Annotated in this window: 30 protein-coding genes; 29 read left to right on the top strand and 1 reads right to left on the bottom strand. The window is 56.0% G+C overall.

Translation table 11 applies throughout. From position 1 onward, the window contains the following. The first annotated feature begins 12 nt into the window (after window positions 1-12). The 28 genes from rplD (at window position 13) to bfr (ending at window position 14,980) form a co-directional block, all read left to right on the top strand. Window positions 13-615, top strand: a complete 603-nt coding sequence (rplD, locus tag BMH52_RS12950; RefSeq protein ID WP_003176424.1) for a 50S ribosomal protein L4 — start codon at window positions 13-15, stop codon at window positions 613-615. Continuing rightward, window positions 612-911: a 50S ribosomal protein L23 gene (gene rplW / locus BMH52_RS12955; protein ID WP_002555488.1), complete on the top strand. Its 300-nt coding sequence runs from the start codon at window positions 612-614 to the stop codon at window positions 909-911. The genes rplD and rplW overlap by 4 nt, the downstream gene beginning before the upstream one ends. 14 nt (window positions 912-925) lie before the next feature. Next, a complete protein-coding gene (gene rplB, locus BMH52_RS12960) occupies window positions 926-1,750 on the top strand; it encodes a 50S ribosomal protein L2 (protein WP_003186055.1) in 825 nt (274 codons plus the stop codon). Between the two features lie 16 nt (window positions 1,751-1,766). Beyond that, window positions 1,767-2,042, top strand: coding sequence for a 30S ribosomal protein S19 (gene rpsS / locus BMH52_RS12965; protein WP_002555486.1), 276 nt, complete (start codon window positions 1,767-1,769; stop codon window positions 2,040-2,042). Window positions 2,043-2,053: 11 nt separating this feature from the next. Continuing rightward, a complete protein-coding gene (gene rplV / locus BMH52_RS12970) occupies window positions 2,054-2,386 on the top strand; it encodes a 50S ribosomal protein L22 (RefSeq protein WP_003103908.1) in 333 nt (110 codons plus the stop codon). Between the two features lie 13 nt (window positions 2,387-2,399). After that, window positions 2,400-3,086 carry a 30S ribosomal protein S3 gene (rpsC, locus tag BMH52_RS12975; RefSeq protein WP_003176422.1) on the top strand — a complete coding sequence of 229 codons (687 nt, stop codon included), beginning with the start codon at window positions 2,400-2,402 and terminating at the stop codon, window positions 3,084-3,086. Between the two features lie 12 nt (window positions 3,087-3,098). Beyond that, entirely contained in the window at window positions 3,099-3,512 is a 414-nt protein-coding gene (gene rplP, locus BMH52_RS12980; RefSeq protein WP_003176421.1) for a 50S ribosomal protein L16, read from the top strand. After that, window positions 3,512-3,703 (top strand): 50S ribosomal protein L29, encoded by a 192-nt coding sequence (rpmC, locus tag BMH52_RS12985; protein ID WP_002555481.1) that lies wholly within the window; start codon window positions 3,512-3,514, stop codon window positions 3,701-3,703. Before rplP ends, rpmC begins: the two co-directional genes overlap by 1 nt. 2 nt (window positions 3,704-3,705) lie before the next feature. Then, a complete protein-coding gene (rpsQ, locus tag BMH52_RS12990; protein WP_003194644.1) occupies window positions 3,706-3,972 on the top strand; it encodes a 30S ribosomal protein S17 in 267 nt (88 codons plus the stop codon). 23 nt (window positions 3,973-3,995) lie between these two features. After that, window positions 3,996-4,364, top strand: a complete 369-nt coding sequence (gene rplN / locus BMH52_RS12995; RefSeq protein WP_002555479.1) for a 50S ribosomal protein L14 — start codon at window positions 3,996-3,998, stop codon at window positions 4,362-4,364. Between the two features lie 11 nt (window positions 4,365-4,375). Further along, entirely contained in the window at window positions 4,376-4,690 is a 315-nt protein-coding gene (rplX, locus tag BMH52_RS13000) for a 50S ribosomal protein L24 (RefSeq protein WP_003176416.1), read from the top strand. A 22-nt stretch (window positions 4,691-4,712) separates the two neighbouring features. Continuing rightward, a complete protein-coding gene (gene rplE / locus BMH52_RS13005) occupies window positions 4,713-5,252 on the top strand; it encodes a 50S ribosomal protein L5 (protein WP_003194642.1) in 540 nt (179 codons plus the stop codon). Window positions 5,253-5,265: 13 nt separating this feature from the next. Beyond that, complete coding sequence (gene rpsN, locus BMH52_RS13010) at window positions 5,266-5,571, top strand: 30S ribosomal protein S14 (RefSeq protein ID WP_003176414.1); 306 nt, start codon at window positions 5,266-5,268, stop codon at window positions 5,569-5,571. Window positions 5,572-5,779: 208 nt separating this feature from the next. Then, a complete protein-coding gene (rpsH, locus tag BMH52_RS13015) occupies window positions 5,780-6,172 on the top strand; it encodes a 30S ribosomal protein S8 (RefSeq protein WP_003176413.1) in 393 nt (130 codons plus the stop codon). Window positions 6,173-6,184: 12 nt separating this feature from the next. Then, window positions 6,185-6,718, top strand: a complete 534-nt coding sequence (gene rplF, locus BMH52_RS13020) for a 50S ribosomal protein L6 (RefSeq protein ID WP_003194640.1) — start codon at window positions 6,185-6,187, stop codon at window positions 6,716-6,718. Window positions 6,719-6,728: 10 nt separating this feature from the next. Next, window positions 6,729-7,079 (top strand): 50S ribosomal protein L18, encoded by a 351-nt coding sequence (rplR, locus tag BMH52_RS13025; RefSeq protein WP_003186037.1) that lies wholly within the window; start codon window positions 6,729-6,731, stop codon window positions 7,077-7,079. 3 nt (window positions 7,080-7,082) lie between these two features. Continuing rightward, window positions 7,083-7,583 carry a 30S ribosomal protein S5 gene (gene rpsE, locus BMH52_RS13030; protein ID WP_003176409.1) on the top strand — a complete coding sequence of 167 codons (501 nt, stop codon included), beginning with the start codon at window positions 7,083-7,085 and terminating at the stop codon, window positions 7,581-7,583. A 2-nt stretch (window positions 7,584-7,585) separates the two neighbouring features. Beyond that, window positions 7,586-7,762, top strand: a complete 177-nt coding sequence (gene rpmD, locus BMH52_RS13035) for a 50S ribosomal protein L30 (RefSeq protein ID WP_003176408.1) — start codon at window positions 7,586-7,588, stop codon at window positions 7,760-7,762. Between the two features lie 3 nt (window positions 7,763-7,765). Further along, complete coding sequence (gene rplO / locus BMH52_RS13040; RefSeq protein WP_003176407.1) at window positions 7,766-8,203, top strand: 50S ribosomal protein L15; 438 nt, start codon at window positions 7,766-7,768, stop codon at window positions 8,201-8,203. Then, entirely contained in the window at window positions 8,204-9,532 is a 1,329-nt protein-coding gene (secY, locus tag BMH52_RS13045) for a preprotein translocase subunit SecY (RefSeq protein WP_003194637.1), read from the top strand. It begins immediately after the preceding gene. 28 nt (window positions 9,533-9,560) lie between these two features. Continuing rightward, entirely contained in the window at window positions 9,561-9,677 is a 117-nt protein-coding gene (rpmJ, locus tag BMH52_RS13050) for a 50S ribosomal protein L36 (RefSeq protein ID WP_002555468.1), read from the top strand. A gap of 129 nt (window positions 9,678-9,806) precedes the next feature. Beyond that, window positions 9,807-10,163, top strand: coding sequence for a 30S ribosomal protein S13 (gene rpsM / locus BMH52_RS13055; protein WP_003194635.1), 357 nt, complete (start codon window positions 9,807-9,809; stop codon window positions 10,161-10,163). A gap of 30 nt (window positions 10,164-10,193) precedes the next feature. Beyond that, window positions 10,194-10,583 (top strand): 30S ribosomal protein S11, encoded by a 390-nt coding sequence (rpsK, locus tag BMH52_RS13060; RefSeq protein WP_002555466.1) that lies wholly within the window; start codon window positions 10,194-10,196, stop codon window positions 10,581-10,583. Window positions 10,584-10,601: 18 nt separating this feature from the next. After that, on the top strand, window positions 10,602-11,222 hold the full coding sequence (gene rpsD / locus BMH52_RS13065; protein WP_003176404.1) for a 30S ribosomal protein S4: 621 nt from the start codon (window positions 10,602-10,604) through the stop codon (window positions 11,220-11,222). Between the two features lie 22 nt (window positions 11,223-11,244). Further along, complete coding sequence (gene rpoA / locus BMH52_RS13070) at window positions 11,245-12,246, top strand: DNA-directed RNA polymerase subunit alpha (protein ID WP_003176403.1); 1,002 nt, start codon at window positions 11,245-11,247, stop codon at window positions 12,244-12,246. A 41-nt stretch (window positions 12,247-12,287) separates the two neighbouring features. Further along, entirely contained in the window at window positions 12,288-12,674 is a 387-nt protein-coding gene (gene rplQ / locus BMH52_RS13075) for a 50S ribosomal protein L17 (RefSeq protein ID WP_003176402.1), read from the top strand. A 237-nt stretch (window positions 12,675-12,911) separates the two neighbouring features. After that, complete coding sequence (locus tag BMH52_RS13080; protein ID WP_014720152.1) at window positions 12,912-14,360, top strand: catalase; 1,449 nt, start codon at window positions 12,912-12,914, stop codon at window positions 14,358-14,360. 155 nt (window positions 14,361-14,515) lie between these two features. Next, entirely contained in the window at window positions 14,516-14,980 is a 465-nt protein-coding gene (gene bfr, locus BMH52_RS13085; protein WP_003176400.1) for a bacterioferritin, read from the top strand. Between the two features lie 67 nt (window positions 14,981-15,047). Here the strand turns inward: bfr and uvrA are convergent, their stop codons facing one another. Beyond that, a complete protein-coding gene (gene uvrA, locus BMH52_RS13090; RefSeq protein WP_014720150.1) occupies window positions 15,048-17,882 on the bottom strand; it encodes an excinuclease ABC subunit UvrA in 2,835 nt (944 codons plus the stop codon). A gap of 178 nt (window positions 17,883-18,060) precedes the next feature. Between uvrA and BMH52_RS13095 the strand changes: the two genes are divergently transcribed. Next, complete coding sequence (locus BMH52_RS13095; RefSeq protein ID WP_014720149.1) at window positions 18,061-19,455, top strand: MFS transporter; 1,395 nt, start codon at window positions 18,061-18,063, stop codon at window positions 19,453-19,455. Window positions 19,456-19,461: the final 6 nt, after the last annotated feature.

Here is a 19,461-nt window from a genome sequence, read left to right on the forward strand (position 1 = left end):
GGGGAAGCTGACATGCAATTAAATGTAAATGACGCTCAAGCGATCGAAGTTTCCGAACTGACATTTGGCGGCGAATTCAACGAGACGCTCGTTCACCAAGCAGTCGTGGCCTACATGGCCGGCGGCCGTCAAGGTAGCAAGCAGCAAAAGACCCGTTCCGACGTACGTGGTGGCGGTAAGCGCCCTTGGCGTCAGAAAGGCACTGGCCGTGCTCGTGCCGGTACTATCCGTAGCCCAATCTGGCGTGGCGGCGGTACCACTTTCGCAGCTCGTCCACAGGATCACTCTCAGAAGCTCAACAAGAAGATGTACCGCGCAGCACTGCGCTCCATCCTTGCTGAACTCGTGCGTACTGATCGTCTGGTCGTGGTTCAGGACTTCGCTGTTGAAAGTCCAAAAACCAAAGATCTGCTGGGCAAACTGAACAACATGAGCCTGACCGACGTTTTGATCGTGTCTGAAGCTGTTGATCAGAACCTGTACCTGGCTGCTCGCAACCTGCCACACGTTGATGTACGTGACGTGCAAGGTTCCGATCCAGTTAGTCTGATCGCATACGACAAGGTGTTGATCACTGTGTCGGCCGTGAAGAAATTCGAGGAGCTGCTGGGATGAACCAGGAACGCGTATTTAAAGTTCTGCTTGGCCCGCACGTTTCCGAAAAGGCTACGGTTCTGGCTGACAAGAAAGGCCAGTTCGTTTTCAAGGTTGCAACTGACGCAACCAAGCTGGAAATCAAGAAGGCCGTCGAAAGCCTGTTCAGCGTGAAAGTAGAGCGTGTTACTACCCTGAATGTTCTGGGTAAGAGCAAGCGCACTGCTCGCGGTCTGGGCAAGCGTAATGACTGGAAGAAGGCAGTTATCTCCCTTCAGCCAGGCCAAGATCTCGATTTCAGCAGCAGTGCTGAGTAAGGAAGGGGTGCATCATGGCAATCGTTAAATGCAAACCGACTTCCCCTGGCCGCCGTTTTGTGGTCAAGGTGGTCAACCAGGAGCTGCATAAAGGCGCTCCTCACGCACCGCTGCTCGAGAAAAAATCGAAGTCTGGTGGTCGTAACAACAATGGTCGCATTACCACTCGTCACATCGGTGGTGGCCATAAGCAGCATTATCGTCTGGTCGATTTCCGTCGCAACGACAAAGATGGCATCGCTGCCACTGTCGAGCGTATCGAATACGATCCAAACCGTACTGCTCACATCGCTCTGCTGCTGTACGCAGATGGCGAGCGTCGCTACATCATCGCCCCTAAAGGCGTGAGTGCTGGCGACCAGCTGATCGCAGGTGCTCTGGCACCGATCAAGCCGGGCAACGCTCTGCAACTGCGTAACATTCCAGTTGGTAGCACCGTACACGGCATCGAATTGAAGCCAGGTAAAGGCGCACAGATCGCTCGTTCCGCTGGCGCTTCGGCTCAGCTGATCGCTCGTGAAGGTGTCTACGTGACCCTGCGTCTGCGTTCTGGTGAGATGCGTAAAGTACTGGCTGAATGCCGTGCGACCCTGGGCGAAGTCTCGAACTCCGAGCACAGCCTGCGTTCGTTGGGTAAAGCTGGTGCCAAACGCTGGCGTGGCGTTCGCCCAACCGTTCGTGGTGTTGCCATGAACCCGGTTGACCACCCACACGGTGGTGGTGAAGGTCGTACCTCTGGTGGTCGTCATCCGGTATCGCCATGGGGCTTCCCGACTAAGGGCGCGAAGACTCGTGGTAATAAGCGTACCGACAAAATGATCGTCCGTCGTCGCAAGTAAATAGAGGGATACGACAGTGCCACGTTCTCTGAAAAAAGGTCCTTTTATTGATCTTCACCTACTGAAGAAGATCGAAGTGGCGGCGGAAAAGAACGATCGCAAACCAGTTAAGACCTGGTCGCGTCGTTCGATGATCCTGCCACAAATGGTCGGTCTGACCATCGCAGTACACAACGGTCGTCAACACGTCCCAGTTCTCGTTAACGAAGACATGGTCGGCCACAAACTGGGCGAGTTTGCCGGTACCCGCACTTATCGTGGGCACGTGGCAGACAAGAAAGCCAAGCGTTAAGGGGTTAGGAAATGGAAGTAGCCGCTAAGTTGTCGGGCGCTCGAATCTCCGCCCAGAAAGCCCGCTTGGTCGCCGACCAGATCCGCGGGAAGAAGGTGGGCGAAGCGCTCAACCTGTTGGCTTTCAGCAGTAAGAAAGCCGCCGAGATCATGAAGAAAGTGCTGGAGTCGGCCGTAGCCAACGCCGAGCATAACGAAGGCGCAGACGTTGATGACCTGAAGGTCAGCACCGTTTTCGTCAACGAAGGGCGTTCGCTGAAGCGCATCATGCCACGTGCCAAAGGCCGTGCTGATCGCATCGTCAAGCGGTCTTGCCATATCACTGTCAAGGTTGCTGACAAGTAACGGAGTCGAAGAGATGGGTCAGAAAGTACATCCCATTGGCATTCGCCTGGGAATCGTCAAGGAGCACACCTCCGTCTGGTACGCAGACGGTCGGACTTATGCGGACTACTTGTTCGCTGATCTGAAGGTGCGTGAGTATCTCCAAGACAAACTAAAAAGCGCGTCCGTAAGCCGTATCGATATCCATCGTCCGGCCCAAACTGCACGTATCACCATCCACACCGCTCGTCCAGGTATCGTTATCGGGAAGAAAGGTGAAGATGTTGAGAAACTGCGTCAGGACCTGACCAAGCAAATGGGTGTGCCTGTGCACATCAATATCGAAGAGATCCGCAAGCCGGAGCTCGACGGTATGCTGGTTGCGCAGAGCGTAGCTCAGCAGCTGGAGCGTCGCGTAATGTTCCGTCGCGCTATGAAGCGCGCCGTACAGAACGCCATGCGCATTGGTGCCAAAGGCATCAAAATCCAAGTGAGCGGTCGTCTCGGCGGTGCTGAAATCGCACGTACTGAATGGTATCGCGAAGGTCGTGTGCCACTGCACACCCTGCGTGCCGACATCGACTATGCCAACTACGAAGCTCACACCACTTACGGTGTGATCGGTGTAAAGGTTTGGATCTTCAAAGGCGAAGTAATTGGTGGTCGCCAAGAAGAACTGAAACCACAAGCACCAGCGCCTCGTAAAAAAGCTGCTAAGTAAGGGGTACGCCAAATGTTGCAACCTAAGCGTACGAAGTTCCGCAAGCAGATGACAGGCCACAACCGTGGTCTGGCTCAGCGCGGTAGCAAAGTCAGCTTCGGCGAGTTCGCGCTGAAGTCTGTAGCTCGTGGTCGTCTCACCGCTCGTCAGATCGAGTCAGCGCGTCGTGCTCTGACCCGTCACGTAAAACGTGGCGGCAAGATCTGGATCCGTGTATTCCCGGACAAGCCGATCTCCAAAAAGCCTCTCGAGGTTCGGATGGGTAAAGGTAAGGGTAACGTGGAATACTGGGTAGCCCAGATTCAGCCAGGCAAAGTCCTGTATGAAATCGAGGGTGTTTCTGAAGAGCTGGCGCGTGAGGCTTTCGCCCTGGCTGCTGCAAAGCTGCCGCTCGCCACCTCCTTTGTTAAACGGACGGTGATGTGATGAAAGCGAATGAACTTCGTGAAAAATCCGCACAGCAGCTGAACGAGCAACTGCTCGGCCTGCTGCGCGACCAGTTCAATCTGCGTATGCAGAAAGCAACTGGCCAGTTGGGGCAGTCTCATCTGCTCTCGCAAGTTAAGCGTGACATCGCTCGCGTGAAGACTGTGCTCAACCAGCAGGCAGGTAAGTGATCATGGCTGAAGCCGAAAAGACTGTCCGTACGCTGACTGGCCGTGTTGTCAGCGACAAGATGGACAAAACCATCACCGTTTTGATCGAGCGTCGCGTTAAGCACCCGATCTACGGTAAATATGTTAAGCGTTCGACTAAGCTGCACGCGCACGACGAAACCAATCAGTGCCACATCGGCGACAAAGTCACTATTCGTGAAACTCGTCCGATGGCCAAGACCAAGTCTTGGGCACTGGTTGATGTTCTCGAACGCGCTGTGGAAGTCTAAGGACTAGGGGTCGGAGAAATTATATGATTCAGACTCAATCCATGCTCGATGTGGCCGATAACAGCGGCGCTCGCCGTGTTATGTGCATCAAGGTGCTGGGTGGCTCCCATCGTCGTTACGCTGGTATCGGTGACATCATCAAAGTTACCGTGAAGGAAGCAATTCCTCGCGGTAAGGTGAAAAAAGGCCAAGTGATGACTGCTGTTGTAGTCCGCACTCGTCACGGCGTACGTCGTGCTGATGGCTCCATTATCCGCTTTGATGGCAACGCTGCTGTTCTTCTGAACAACAAGCAAGAGCCGATCGGCACCCGTATCTTTGGGCCAGTGACCCGTGAACTTCGTACTGAGAAGTTCATGAAGATCGTCTCGCTCGCCCCAGAAGTGCTGTAAGGAGATCCGACATGCAAAAGATTCGTCGTGACGACGAGATCATCGTGATCGCCGGCAAAGACAAAGGTAAGCGCGGTAAGGTGCTTAAGGTTCTCGCCAATAACCGTCTGGTTATCGGTGGTCTGAACCTGGTCAAGCGTCATACCAAGCCTAACCCGATGTCGGGCGTGCAGGGCGGTATCGTCGAGAAAGAAGCTCCGCTGGACGCTTCTAACGTCGCCATCTTCAACGGCGAAACCAACAAGGCTGACCGCGTTGGTTTCAAAGTAGAAGACGGTAAGAAAATTCGTGTCTTCAAGTCGACCCAAAAAGCGGTTGATGCTTGAACACTGCTAGGTAGATTAGACCATGGCACGACTACAAGAGATTTACCGGAAGGAAATCGCCCCTAAGCTTAAGGAAGAACTTAAGCTCGGGAACGTGATGGAAGTTCCGCGCGTCACCAAAATCACCCTGAACATGGGTCTGGGCGAAGCGATCGGCGACAAAAAAGTCATCGAGCACGCTGTTGCTGACCTGGAAAAGATCACCGGTCAAAAAGTCGTTGTGACTTACGCTCGGAAATCCATCGCTGGCTTTAAAGTCCGTGAAGGTTGGCCGATCGGCGTCAAAGTGACTCTGCGCCGTGAGCGTATGTACGAATTCCTGGATCGTCTGCTGTCGATCTCCCTGCCTCGGGTCCGCGACTTCCGCGGCCTGAATGCCAAGTCCTTCGATGGTCGTGGTAACTACAGCATGGGCGTGAAAGAGCAGATCATCTTCCCGGAAATCGACTACGACAAGATCGATGCTCTCCGCGGTCTGGACATCACCCTGACCACCACTGCCAAGAACGATGATGAAGGCCGCGCTCTGCTGCGTGCGTTCAAATTCCCGTTCCGCAACTGATTGGAGTAGGACCATGGCCAAGATGAGCATGAAAAACCGCGAGCTGAAGCGTCAGCTCACGGTTGCCAAGTACGCCAAGAAGCGTGCAGCACTGAAAGCAATCATCGTTGATCTGAACGCAAGTCCAGAAGCGCGTTGGGAAGCTACAGTTGCTCTGCAGAAGCAGCCACGTGACGCAAGCGCTTCGCGCATGCGTAACCGCTGCCGCCTGACCGGTCGTCCACACGGCGTTTACCGCAAGTTCGGCCTCGGCCGTAACAAACTGCGTGAAGCGGCAATGCGTGGTGACGTACCAGGTCTGGTTAAAGCCAGCTGGTAAGTACTTTCAACGTCCAGGTGGTCGGAATCGCAAGATACTGACCGCCGGTGACCTTGAATCTGGATCAAGCCCCTTTTGGGGCTTGTTTCATTTCTGGAGTATGTCTAAAATACGCGGCTCGCCTGAGCCCGTGTTTTTTGTGCTCGGAGATTCTCGGCGACATATGTAGCCGCAAGGCTAATTTTTTTGTATTAGGAGCGTCTAGCCCATGAGTATGCAGGACCCGTTAGCGGACATGCTAACTCGTATCCGTAATGCCCAGATGGCTGAAAAGTCCGTCGTAAGCATGCCATCTTCCAAGTTGAAGGTAGCTGTTGCCAAAGTCCTGAAAGACGAAGGCTACATTGCGGGTTATCAGATCAGCAGCGAAATCAAACCACTGCTGTCCATCGAGCTGAAGTACTTCGAAGGCCGTTCGGTCATCGAGGAAGTGAAGCGCGTTAGCCGTCCAGGCCTGCGTCAGTACAAGTCCGCTGAAGATCTGCCGAAAGTTCGTGGCGGTCTGGGCGTGTCTATCGTCTCCACCAACAAAGGTGTGATGACGGATCGTGCTGCGCGCGCTGCCGGTGTCGGCGGCGAAGTTCTTTGCACTGTGTTCTAAGGGGGGATAAGCATGTCTCGCGTCGCTAAGAACCCCGTTAAGCTGCCAGCCGGTGTCGAAGTCAAATTCGCAGGCCAACAGCTTTCGGTGAAGGGTGCCAAGGGTACTCTTGAACTGAACATCCATTCGTCCGTTGAGATCGTTGAAGAAGCTGGTGAGCTGCGTTTCGCTGCTCGCAATGGCGATCAACAAACTCGCGCAATGGCCGGTACCACGCGTGCGTTGGTAAACAACATGGTCCAAGGCGTAAGCCAAGGCTTCGAGCGTAAGCTCCAGCTGGTCGGTGTTGGTTACAAAGCGCAAGCAAAAGGCACGGTTTTGAACCTTGCCCTTGGCTTCTCGCACCCAGTGGATTACGAACTGCCAGCGGGCATCACTGCTGAGACTCCTAGCCAGACCGATATCCTGATCAAGGGCATCGACAAGCAGCTGGTAGGTCAAGTGGCCGCTGAGATCCGCGACTTCCGTCCACCAGAGCCGTACAAAGGCAAAGGTGTGCGCTACGCGGACGAAGTCGTCCGTCGTAAAGAAGCCAAGAAGAAGTAGGGCATAGCAAATGACCGACAAAAAAGTTACTCGACTGCGTCGCGCTCGCAAAGCACGCCTGAAAATGCACGAACTCGAAGTCGTGCGTCTCTGCGTGTTCCGCTCGTCGCAGCACATCTACGCCCAGGTCATCTCGGCCGACGGCAACAAAGTCCTGGCAAGCGCCTCGACTTTGGATAAAGAACTGCGTGATGGTGCCACTGGCAACATCGACGCGGCCACAAAGGTTGGCCAGCTGGTCGCTACGCGTGCTAAGGCCGCTGGCGTCTCGCAAGTGGCTTTCGACCGCTCTGGCTTCAAGTACCACGGCCGCGTGAAAGCGCTGGCTGATGCTGCTCGTGAAGCTGGGCTGGAGTTCTAAGTTATGTCAAATAACGACCAAAAGCGCGACGAAGGCTACATTGAGAAGCTGGTTCAAGTTAACCGCGTAGCCAAAACCGTTAAAGGCGGCCGTATCTTCACTTTCACCGCGTTGACCGTGGTGGGTGATGGTAAAGGGCGTGTTGGCTTCGGCCGTGGCAAGTCACGTGAAGTGCCTGCCGCGATCCAGAAGGCAATGGAAGCTGCTCGTCGCAACATGATCCAAGTTGATCTGAACGGTACCACTCTGCAGTACGCAATGAAGTCCGCTCACGGCGCTTCGAAGGTGTACATGCAGCCTGCTTCTGAAGGTACCGGTATCATCGCTGGCGGCGCTATGCGTGCTGTGCTCGAAGTTGCTGGCGTTCAGAACGTTCTGGCCAAGTGCTATGGCTCGACTAACCCGGTAAACGTGGTTCACGCCACTTTCAAGGGTCTGAAGGCTATGCAATCTCCTGAGTCCATCGCTGCCAAGCGTGGTCTGACTGTCAAGGAGATCTTCTGATCATGGCTACCGTTAAAGTAACGCTGATCAAAAGCATGACCGGCCGCATCCCTAACCACAAATTGTGCGTTAAAGGTTTGGGTCTGCGTCGCATCGGTCACACTGTAGAAGTCCAGGATACTCCCGAGAATCGCGGGATGATCAACAAGGCTTACTACATGCTGCGTGTAGAGGGTTAATCGATGAAACTCAATGATCTGAGTCCAGCGCCGGGTTCCCGTCGCGAAAAGCATCGTCCGGGCCGTGGTATCGGTAGTGGTTTGGGTAAGACCGGTGGCCGTGGCCACAAGGGTCAAACCTCCCGCTCCGGTGGCACCATTGCTCCAGGCTTTGAAGGCGGTCAACAGCCGCTGCATCGTCGCCTGCCCAAGTTCGGTTTCGTATCCCTGAAAGCCATGGATCGCGCAGAAGTGCGTCTGTCCGAGCTGGCTAAAGTGGAAGGCGACATCGTTACTGTGCAGACCCTGAAAGATGCCAACGTGATCAACGTCAACGTACAGCGTGTGAAAATCATGCTGTCCGGTGAAGTGACTCGCGCTGTCACTATCGGCAAGGGAATCGGCGCCACCAAAGGTGCGCGTTCGGCTATCGAAGCAGCTGGCGGCAAGTTCGAGGAATAAATGGCTAAGCAAGGTGCTCTCTCAGCGCTCGGCAAAGGCGGTATGTCTGAACTTTGGGCTCGTCTGCGTTTTCTGTTCCTGGCGATTATCGTCTACCGAATAGGCGCACACATCCCGGTTCCAGGTATCAACCCGGACCGACTCGCAGACCTGTTTCGACAGAATGAGGGGACCATTCTTAGCTTGTTCAACATGTTTTCCGGCGGCGCGCTGGAGCGGATGAGCATCTTTGCACTGGGGATCATGCCGTACATTTCGGCATCGATCATCATGCAGCTGATGACAGCCGTCAGCCCGCAGCTGGAGCAGTTGAAGAAGGAAGGTGAAGCTGGCCGTCGCAAGATTAGCCAGTACACCCGCTACGGCACTGTCGTCCTCGCCCTGGTTCAAGCTATCGGCATGTCCGTTGGCCTGGCGGGGCAGGGCGTTGCGTTCACTGGTGACTTTGGCTTCCATTTCGTCGCGGTATCCACGTTTGTGGCTGGTGCGATGTTCATGATGTGGCTGGGTGAGCAGATTACTGAGCGTGGTGTTGGCAACGGTATCTCGATGTTGATTTTCGCAGGTATCGTCGCCGGTCTTCCGAGAGCAATCGGGCAGTCTTTCGAGTCTGCGCGTCAGGGTGATATCAATATCTTCGCCTTGGTTGCCATCGGTTTGCTGGCAGTAGCGATTATCGGTTTTGTGGTGTTCATTGAGCGTGGCCAGCGTCGTATTGCTGTTCACTACGCCAAGCGTCAGCAGGGCCGTAAGGTCTTCGCTGCGCAGACCAGCCACTTGCCGCTGAAAGTGAATATGGCCGGTGTTATTCCGGCAATTTTCGCGAGCAGCATCTTGCTGTTTCCGGCTTCGTTGGGTACCTGGTTTGGTCAGTCTGAAAATATGGGCTGGCTGCAGGACCTCTCTCAGTCGATCGCTCCTGGTCAGCCGTTGAATATTCTGCTGTTTAGTGCAGGGATTATTTTCTTCTGCTTCTTCTATACGGCGTTGATGTTCAATCCGAAAGACGTAGCGGAAAACCTGAAGAAGTCCGGTGCCTTTATTCCGGGCATCCGTCCAGGTGAGCAGTCGGCACGCTACATTGATGGCGTTCTGACTCGTTTGACCCTGTTCGGTGCTCTATATATGACGGCCGTGTGCTTGTTGCCCCAGTTCCTGGTGGTTGCAGCAAACGTTCCGTTCTACCTTGGCGGGACCTCGTTGCTGATCGTGGTCGTGGTTGTGATGGACTTCATGTCCCAAGTACAATCGCACCTCGTTTCGCACCAGTACGAATCCCTGATGAAGAAAGCCAACCTGAAGGGCTACGGCAGCGGCATGTTGCGCTGAGTACCCCATAAGGTTCGAGGAGTTGGTGATGAAAGTTCGTGCATCGGTGAAAAAGCTGTGCCGTAACTGCAAGATTATTCGCCGCGAAGGTGTTGTTCGAGTAATTTGCAGCGCGGAACCGCGTCACAAACAGCGCCAAGGCTGAGTGTGATCCGCTTGAAGCCCGGCAGCTAGTGCGCTGCCGGGTTGATTATTTGTTATTACAGCGATATTATCTCGCGCCCTATTTCTTGGCTTCCGGGGCGTAGGTAGCTGTCAATTGGAGTCCCACTGAATGGCCCGTATTGCAGGCGTTAACATTCCAGATAACAAGCACACTGTTATCTCGCTGACCTACATCTATGGTGTTGGTCGCACTACTGCGCAGAAAATTTGCGCAGTTGCTGGGGTAAACCCAGCCGCTAAGATCAAGGATCTGAGCGACGAGCAGATTGAACAGCTGCGTGGCGAAGTGGCGAAGTTCACCACTGAAGGTGACCTGCGTCGCGAAATCAACATGAAAATCAAGCGTTTGATGGACCTCGGTTGCTATCGCGGTCTGCGTCATCGTCGTGGTCTTCCAGTACGCGGTCAGCGTACCAAGACTAACGCGCGTACCCGTAAAGGTCCGCGTAAGCCGATCCGCAAGTAATCGCCCCAGCGAATCGACAGGAAAATTATCATGGCAAAACCTGCTGCTCGTCCTCGTAAAAAAGTTAAAAAGACAGTGGTTGATGGCATCGCCCACATCCATGCATCTTTTAACAACACAATCGTGACCATCACCGACCGTCAAGGTAACGCGCTTTCTTGGGCTACCTCCGGTGGTTCGGGTTTCCGCGGTTCCCGCAAGTCCACCCCGTTTGCTGCTCAAGTAGCTGCTGAACGTGCTGGTCAAGCTGCGCTGGAATACGGCCTGAAAAACCTCGACGTTAACGTCAAGGGTCCAGGTCCAGGTCGTGAGTCTGCTGTCCGTGCTTTGAACGGCTGTGGCTATAAGATCGCCAGCATCACCGACGTGACGCCAATCCCGCACAACGGGTGCCGTCCGCCGAAGAAGCGCCGCGTGTAATCCAGGAGATTGTAAAGAATGGCTCGTTACATTGGTCCAAAATGCAAACTCGCTCGTCGCGAAGGCACCGATCTCTTCCTGAAGAGCGGCGTGCGCGCGATCGAATCGAAGTGCAACATTGAAGCAGCACCTGGTATCCACGGCCAACGCCGCGGTCGCCAGTCCGACTACGGCACCCAACTGCGTGAAAAGCAGAAGGTCCGTCGTATCTACGGCGTTCTCGAGCGTCAGTTCAGCGGCTACTACAAAGAAGCTGCTGGCAAGAAAGGTGCAACCGGTGAAAACCTGCTGCAACTGCTCGAATGCCGTCTGGACAACGTTGTATACCGTATGGGCTTCGGTTCGACTCGTGCCGAATCCCGTCAGCTGGTATCGCACAAGTCGATCAGCGTTAACGGTCAGACCGTAAACGTTCCGTCCTACCAGGTTCGTGCTGGTGACGTGGTCGCAGTTCGCGAGAAAGCAAAAAACCAACTTCGCATTGTCCAAGCTCTCGATCTGTGTGCCCAACGTGGCCGCGTAGAATGGGTAGAAGTAGACACTGAGAAGAAGTCGGGCGTTTTCAAGAACGTTCCTGCTCGCAGTGATCTGTCCGCCGACATCAACGAAAGCCTGATTGTCGAGCTCTACTCCAAGTAAGGGCTAGAAAATAGGTGCATCCATGCAGATTTCGGTAAATGAGTTCCTGACACCCCGCCACATTGATGTGCAGGTTGTCAGTCCAACCCGCGCCAAAATTACTCTCGAGCCTCTCGAGCGTGGTTTTGGCCACACCCTGGGCAACGCGCTGCGCCGCATCCTGTTGTCCTCAATGCCCGGCTGTGCAGTAGTCGAGGCCGAGATTGACGGTGTGCTCCACGAGTACAGCGCCATCGAAGGTGTACAGGAAGACGTAATTGAAATCCTGTTGAACCTTAAAGGTCTGGCTATCAAGCTGCACGGCCGTGACGAAGTTACGCTGACCTTGTCGAAGAAGGGTTCGGGGGTGGTTACCGCTGCCGATATTCAGCTGGATCATGATGTCGAGATCGTTAACCCCGATCACGTAATCGCTAACCTGGCGTCTAACGGCGCCCTGAACATGAAGCTCACTGTAGCTCGTGGTCGTGGTTATGAACCGGCCGACTCGCGTCAGAGCGATGAAGACGAAAGCCGCAGCATTGGTCGCTTGCAGCTTGACTCTTCGTTCAGCCCGGTTCGCCGTATCGCATACGTGGTGGAAAACGCCCGTGTCGAGCAGCGTACTAACCTGGACAAGCTGGTTATTGATCTGGAAACCAACGGTACCCTGGATCCTGAAGAGGCTATCCGCCGCGCTGCAACCATTCTGCAACAGCAGTTGGCTGCGTTCGTCGACCTCAAAGGTGACAGCGAACCAGTGGTAATCGAGCAGGAAGACGAGATCGATCCGATCCTGCTTCGCCCGGTTGACGATCTGGAACTGACTGTACGTTCGGCTAACTGCCTTAAGGCGGAAAACATTTACTACATCGGTGACCTGATCCAGCGCACCGAAGTAGAACTGTTGAAGACTCCGAACCTGGGCAAGAAATCCTTGACTGAAATCAAGGACGTTCTGGCCTCCCGCGGTCTGTCCCTCGGCATGCGCCTCGACAACTGGCCGCCTGCAAGTCTTAAGAAGGACGACAAGGCGACTGCCTGATCGTCGTAATCACCGAACGTGAGTTTGGTAAGGAATGAACCATGCGTCATCGTAAAAGTGGTCGTCACCTGAGCCGTACCAGCTCGCACCGCAAGGCCATGTTCCAAAACATGGCGGTGTCGCTGTTCGAGCACGAGCTGATCAAAACTACACTGCCGAAAGCTAAAGAACTGCGTCGCGTTGCTGAGCCGCTGATCACTTTGGCCAAGACAGACAGCCTGGCTAACCGCCGTCTGGCTTTCGACCGTACTCGTTCGAAAGCTATCGTTGGTAAGCTCTTCAACGACCTGGGCAAGCGTTACGCTACCCGTGAGGGTGGCTACCTGCGCATCCTCAAGTGCGGTTTCCGCGCTGGCGACAACGCGCCTATGGCGTACGTCGAGTTGGTTGATCGTGCTACTGCCGGCGAAGCTGTAAGCGCCGAGTAAGACGACAAGCTGCAACGAAAAACCGGGCCTAGTGCCCGGTTTTTTGTGCGCGTAACAAAAGCGCAACTTATACAAGCTTCCATAGGCCGGGCGCTGCACTATAGCGAACGGAGTGTTGTTAGTTATTCTCTATCGATGCCTGCAATTTAATGAATTTGTAGGCGTGGTGTTGATGATCAATACTCCCTCCAAGCCGATTAGCCGGCAGTTCCAAGTCCGACCTGAGGAAGATTGAGCATGAGCCAGAATAAAGTCCTTACCACCGCCAGCGGTGCTCCCGTTGCGGATAACCAGAACTCCCGTTCCGCGGGCCCTCGTGGTCCGTTGTTACTCGACGATTTCCACCTGATCGAGAAGCTCGCTCACTTCAACCGTGAAAACATCCCTGAGCGTCGCGTGCACGCCAAAGGATCGGGCGCCTACGGTACGTTCACAGTCACCCGTGACATCACCCAATACACCAGCGCCAAGCTGTTCGAATCTGTTGGCAAGCAAACGCCGACATTCCTGCGATTCTCCACTGTAGGCGGTGAGCGCGGTTCTGCTGACACTGAACGTGATCCACGTGGCTTTGCCCTGAAGTTCTATACCGAAGAGGGTAACTGGGACATCGTGGGTAACAACACTCCCGTGTTCTTTATTCGTGATCCGCTGAAATTCCCGGATTTTATCCACACCCAGAAACGCCTGCCGCAGAGCAACCTGAAAAGCGCGCAGATGATGTGGGACTTCTGGTCGCACTCACCAGAGGCGCTGCATCAGGTCACCATTCTGTTTTCGGACCGTGGCATCCCGGACGGCTATCGCCACATGCATGGTTTCGGCAGCCACACTTACAGTCTGATCAATGCCCAGGGTGAGCGTCATTGGGTGAAGTGGCACTACAAGACTAAGCAAGGCATCAAGAACCTGGCGCCGGCCGAGGCCGCCCGCTTGGCGGGAACCGATCCTGATTACGCCCAGCGTGATCTGTTTGGTGCAATCGAGCGCGGTGACTTCCCCAAGTGGCGCGTGTGCATCCAGATCATGACCGAGGCACAGGCGAACGCCCATTACGAGAACCCGTTTGACGTGACCAAGACCTGGTCGCAAAAAGAATTCCCGTTGATTGAAGTGGGTGAGCTGGAGCTCAATCGTAATCCGCAGAACTACTTCGCCGAAGTCGAGCAGGCCGCATTTGGCCCAAGCAACATGGTCCCAGGCGTTGGCCTGTCGCCGGACCGTATGCTGCAAGGTCGGGTTTTTGCCTACGCCGATGCGCACCGCTACCGTGTGGGCACCAACCACCAGCAACTGCCGGTGAACGCACCACGTAGCCCGGTTAACAGCTACCAGCGTGACGGCTCCATGGCTTTCGGTAGTAACGGCGGTGCGGCTCCGAACTACGAGCCAAACAGCTATGCCGATGCGCCCAAGCAAGCCCCGCAGTATGCAGAGCCAGCATTGACCCTGAGCGGCGCGGCTGATCGCTACGATCATCGCGAAGATACGGACTACTACAGCCACGCCGGTGCGCTGTTCCGTCTGATGAATGATGAGCAGAAAGCCCTGCTCACCAATAACATCGCCGGTGCTATGGGTGGCGTTTCCAGCGATGTGGTCCAGCGTCAACTGCAGCACTTCTATAAGGCCGACCCGGCTTATGGAGAAGCAATCGCAAAGGCATTGGGTGTATCGCTTAACTGACTCTAAACGATAAGCAGAACCGCCCTCATTTGGGCGGTTTTTGCGTTATTTCAGCTACTTTTCTCCGGAAATCTTCACTTTTCTGCCGTTTGTCCCGTGACCTTCAAGTCAGCATGGTTCAAACTACAGTCTTTCAAGCAGGGAGATGTAGGGCGATGCAAGGTCACCCCGACGTAATCGATTACCTCAACACGTTGCTGACGGGCGAACTGGCAGCTCGTGACCAATATTTCATCCATTCGCGTATGTACGAAGACTGGGGCTTTACCGAGCTCTACGAGCGTATCAACCACGAAATGGAAGAAGAGGCACAGCACGCTGATGCCCTGATGCGCCGCATTCTGATGCTCGAAGGCACGCCACGTATGCGTCCTGATGATCTGGACGTGGGTACCACAGTGCCTGACATGCTCGCTGCCGATCTTCGCCTTGAGTACAAGGTCCGTGCTGCACTCTGCAAGGGCATCGAGCTTTGTGAGCAGCACAACGACTATGTCACCCGGGAAATACTGCGAGTGCAGTTGAATGACACCGAAGAAGATCACACCTACTGGCTGGAAAAGCAGTTGGGCCTGATCAAGCTGATCGGCCTGGAGAATTACCTGCAATCGCAGTTCTGATTCCCGGCTATAAAAAAGCCCCTGTCACCGCAAAGTGGCAGGGGCTTTTTATTGGACGATGAAAAGATCAGGCCCGATCGCGTTCCAGCAATGGTTTCAGGTAGTAACCGGTGTGCGACTGCGGCATTTCGGAAACCTGCTCTGGCGTGCCCACTGCGATGATCTGGCCACCCTTCGAACCACCTTCCGGCCCCAGGTCTACCAACCAGTCGGCCGTCTTGATCACATCAAGGTTGTGCTCAATCACCACCACGGTATTGCCGTGGTCCCGCAAGCGGTGAAGTACGTCCAGCAACTGCTGAATATCCGCGAAGTGCAGGCCAGTGGTCGGCTCATCGAGGATGTACAAGGTTTTGCCGGTATCACGCTTGGACAGCTCGCGAGACAATTTGACCCGCTGCGCTTCACCGCCCGACAGCGTGGTCGCTGATTGCCCCAGCTTGATGTACGACAGGCCTACATCCATCAGCGTCTGCAGCTTGCGCGCCAACGCCGGCACCGCGTCGAAGAACTCGCGAGCTTCCTCGATTGTCATCTCCAGGGTTTCATGGATGCTCTTGCCCTTGTACTTGATCTCCAGGGTCTCGCGGTTGTAGCGCTTGCTCTTGCACACATCGCACGGCACGTAGATGTCGGGCAGGAAGTGCATCTCCACCTTGATCAGGCCGTCGCCCTGGCAGGCTTCGCAGCGCCCACCCTTGACGTTGAACGAGAACCGGCCCGGCCCATAACCCCGTGAGCGCGACTCGGGTACGCCAGCGAACAGCTCGCGGATAGGCGTAAACAGCCCGGTGTAGGTGGCTGGGTTGGAACGCGGTGTGCGTCCAATCGGGCTCTGGTCGATGTCGACGACCTTGTCCAGATGCTCCAGGCCTTTGATGCTGTCGTGGGCCGCAGCTTCCAGAGTGGTCGCGCCGTTCAGGGCGGTGGCACTCAGTGGGAACAAGGTGTTGTTGATCAGCGTCGACTTGCCCGAACCGGAAACACCGGTCACGCAGGTCAGCAGGCCCAGCGGAATCTCCAGGTCGACATTGCGCAGGTTGTTCCCGCGCGCGCCCTTGAGGTGCAGAGCCATCTTTTTGTTGCGCGGCGTACGCTTGGCGGGCACTTCGATCTTCACCCGGCCAGACAGGTACTTGCCGGTCAACGAGTCCGGATGTGCCATCACTTCGGCAGGCGTGCCCTCGGCAACGATATGGCCACCATGCACTCCCGCGCCCGGGCCGATATCGACCACGTAGTCCGCCAGGCGGATAGCGTCTTCATCATGCTCGACCACGATCACGGTATTGCCGATATCGCGCAGGTGTTTCAGCGTGCCCAGCAGGCGGTCGTTATCCCGTTGGTGCAAGCCAATCGACGGCTCATCGAGGATATACAGCACGCCCACAAGGCCCGCGCCAATCTGGCTGGCCAGACGGATTCGCTGTGCTTCACCGCCCGACAAGGTATCGGCGCTACGGTCCAGCGACAGGTAGTCCAGGCCAACGTTGACCAGGAACTGCAGACGCTCGCGAATTTCCTTGAGGATCTTGTCGGCAATTTCCCCGCGTCGCCCGGTGAGCTTGAGTACGCCAAAGTATTCACACGCATCGCCGATCGGCAGGTTGGTCACTGCTGGCAGGGTCTTCTCGCCCACCCACACGTGACGTGCCTCACGGCGCAGGCGGGTGCCACGGCAATCCGGGCAAGGCTGAGTACTGAGGAATTTTGCCAGTTCTTCACGCACGCTTGCCGATTCGGTCTCGCGGTAGCGACGCTCCAGGTTCGGCACGATGCCTTCGAACGGGTGCGAGCGCTTGACGATGTCGCCACGGTCGTTCAGGTACTTGAAGTCGACATTCTGCGAACCGCTGCCATGCAGAATGACCTTCTGCTGGTCTGCCGGCAGCTGGTTGAACGGCACTTCCAGGCTGAACTTGTAGTGCGAGGCCAATGACCCGAGCATCTGGAAATAGTAGACGTTACGCCTGTCCCATCCGCGTATCGCCCCCTCGGCCAGGGTCAGGTCACCATTGACCAGGCGCTTGATATCGAAAAACTGCTTCACACCCAGGCCGTCGCAAGTCGGGCAGGCGCCGGCCGGGTTGTTGAAGGAAAACAGCTTGGGTTCCAGCTCACTGATGGCATGGCCACATATGGGGCACGCAAAGCGCGCGGAGAAGATGATCTCTTCGCCCGGCTCGTCATCCATCGGCGCTACGAGGGCAATGCCATCGGCCAGCTTCAGCGCGGTTTCGAACGATTCCGCCAAACGCTGCTGCAAGTCGGCGCGCACCTTGAATCGGTCGACCACCACATCAATGGAGTGCTTTTTCTGCTTGTCCAGCTTCGGCGCTTCGTCCAGCTCATAGAGCTTGCCGTTGATGCGCGCCCGCACGAAGCCCTGGGCACGCAGTTCTTCGAAGACCGACAGGTGTTCACCCTTGCGCTCGCGAATGACGGGCGCCAGCAGCATCAGCTTGGCGCCCTCTGGCTGGGCCAGTACCAGGTCGACCATCTGGCTGACGGTCTGGGCTTCCAGGGGAATATCGTGGTCCGGGCAGCGCGGAATGCCCACGCGCGCATACAGCAGGCGCAGATAGTCGTAGATTTCGGTAATGGTACCCACGGTGGAGCGCGGGTTGTGGGACGTGGATTTCTGCTCGATGGAAATAGCCGGCGACAGGCCTTCAATGGTGTCGACATCGGGCTTTTCCATCATCGACAGGAACTGCCGGGCGTAGGCCGACAGGGATTCCACATAGCGACGCTGACCTTCGGCATACAGCGTGTCGAACGCCAGGGACGATTTGCCGGAGCCGGACAAGCCGGTGATGACGATCAGTTTGTCCCGGGGCAGGGTCAGGTCGATGTTCTTCAGGTTGTGGGTTCTAGCCCCACGAATCAGGATCTTGTCCAAGATGGCCTCGCACGGCGGGCGTAAATGATGCCGGAGTATACGGCTAAAGACTGGATGAATATACACTGTCAAAACGCCGCTTGCAGCCTTACATGAAAGCTGCGCGGCAAAGCGCCGCATATACCCTCTCAATCGATGGGACTGGTAGAATCGCCGCCGGTTCACACGAGGTTTTTCCATGCACGATCCCCACAGCGAACGCATGAGTAGCGGCGAGACCCGAGCGGCAAGCGGTCTGGCCCTGGTGTTCGCCTTCCGTATGCTGGGCATGTTTATGGTGTTGCCGGTGCTGGCCACCTATGGGATGGATCTCGCAGGGGCGACCCCCGCCTTGATCGGCCTGGCGATTGGCGCCTATGGCCTGACCCAGGCAATTTTCCAGATTCCGTTCGGGATTATTTCCGACCGCATTGGCCGTCGCCCGGTGATCTATCTCGGGCTGATCGTATTCGCCCTTGGCAGTGTGCTAGCGGCCCAGTCCGATTCGATCTGGGGCGTGATCGCCGGACGCATCCTGCAGGGCGCCGGTGCGATTTCCGCCGCCGTGATGGCGCTGCTGTCGGACCTGACCCGCGAACAACACCGCACCAAGGCCATGGCGATGATCGGCATGACCATCGGCCTGTCGTTTGCCGTGGCCATGGTGGTCGGCCCCTTGCTCACGCGCGCGTTCGGCTTGCATGGGCTGTTCCTGGCCACGGGCGGCATGGCGTTGTTCGGCATCCTGATCGTGGCTTTTATGGTGCCGCGCTCCACCGGCACCCTGCAGCATCGTGAATCGGGCGTCGCACGCAAGGCGTTGCTGCCGACGCTCAAGCACCCGGACCTGCTGCGCCTGGATTTAGGTATCTTCGTATTACACGCCATGCTGATGTGCAGCTTCGTCGCCTTGCCCCTGGCCCTGGTGGAAAAAGCCGGTCTGCCCAAGGAACAGCACTGGTGGGTCTACCTCACTGCGCTGTTGATTTCGTTCTTCGCCATGATCCCGTTCATCATCTATGGCGAGAAGAAACGCAAAATGAAACGAGTTTTACTCGGCGCCGTCGCGACATTGATGCTCACTGAACTATTCTTCTGGCAGTTCGGCGACAGCCTGCGAGCATTGGTGATCGGAACGGTGGTGTTTTTCACCGCCTTCAACCTGCTCGAAGCGTCGTTGCCGTCACTGATCAGTAAAGTTTCACCGGCAGGCGGCAAGGGCACGGCCATGGGGGTGTATTCCACCAGCCAGTTCCTGGGTTCCGCGTTGGGCGGCATCATGGGCGGCTGGATGTTCCAGCATGGCGGTTTGTCGGTTGTGTTCCTCGGATGCGCCGGGCTGGCTGCACTTTGGCTGGTCTTTGCTGTTACCATGCGCGAACCTCCCTACGTCACCAGTCTGCGTTTGCCGCTATCGCCCGAGGCGATCCGCGAAGCCGGCCTGGTAGAGCGCCTGAAGGCTGTCGTAGGGGTAACGGATGCAGTCGTGGTCGCTGAAGAGGCGGCCATTTACATCAAATTGGACACCGAATTATTGGATCGCGCGACGCTCGAGCAACTGGTCAACCCAGTGCCGACAGCGCGCCCAGCCTAGGAGAAC

The sequence above is a fragment of the Pseudomonas sp. BTN1 genome (genome assembly GCF_001907715.1).
GTDB classification, from domain to species: domain Bacteria; phylum Pseudomonadota; class Gammaproteobacteria; order Pseudomonadales; family Pseudomonadaceae; genus Aquipseudomonas; species Aquipseudomonas paracarnis.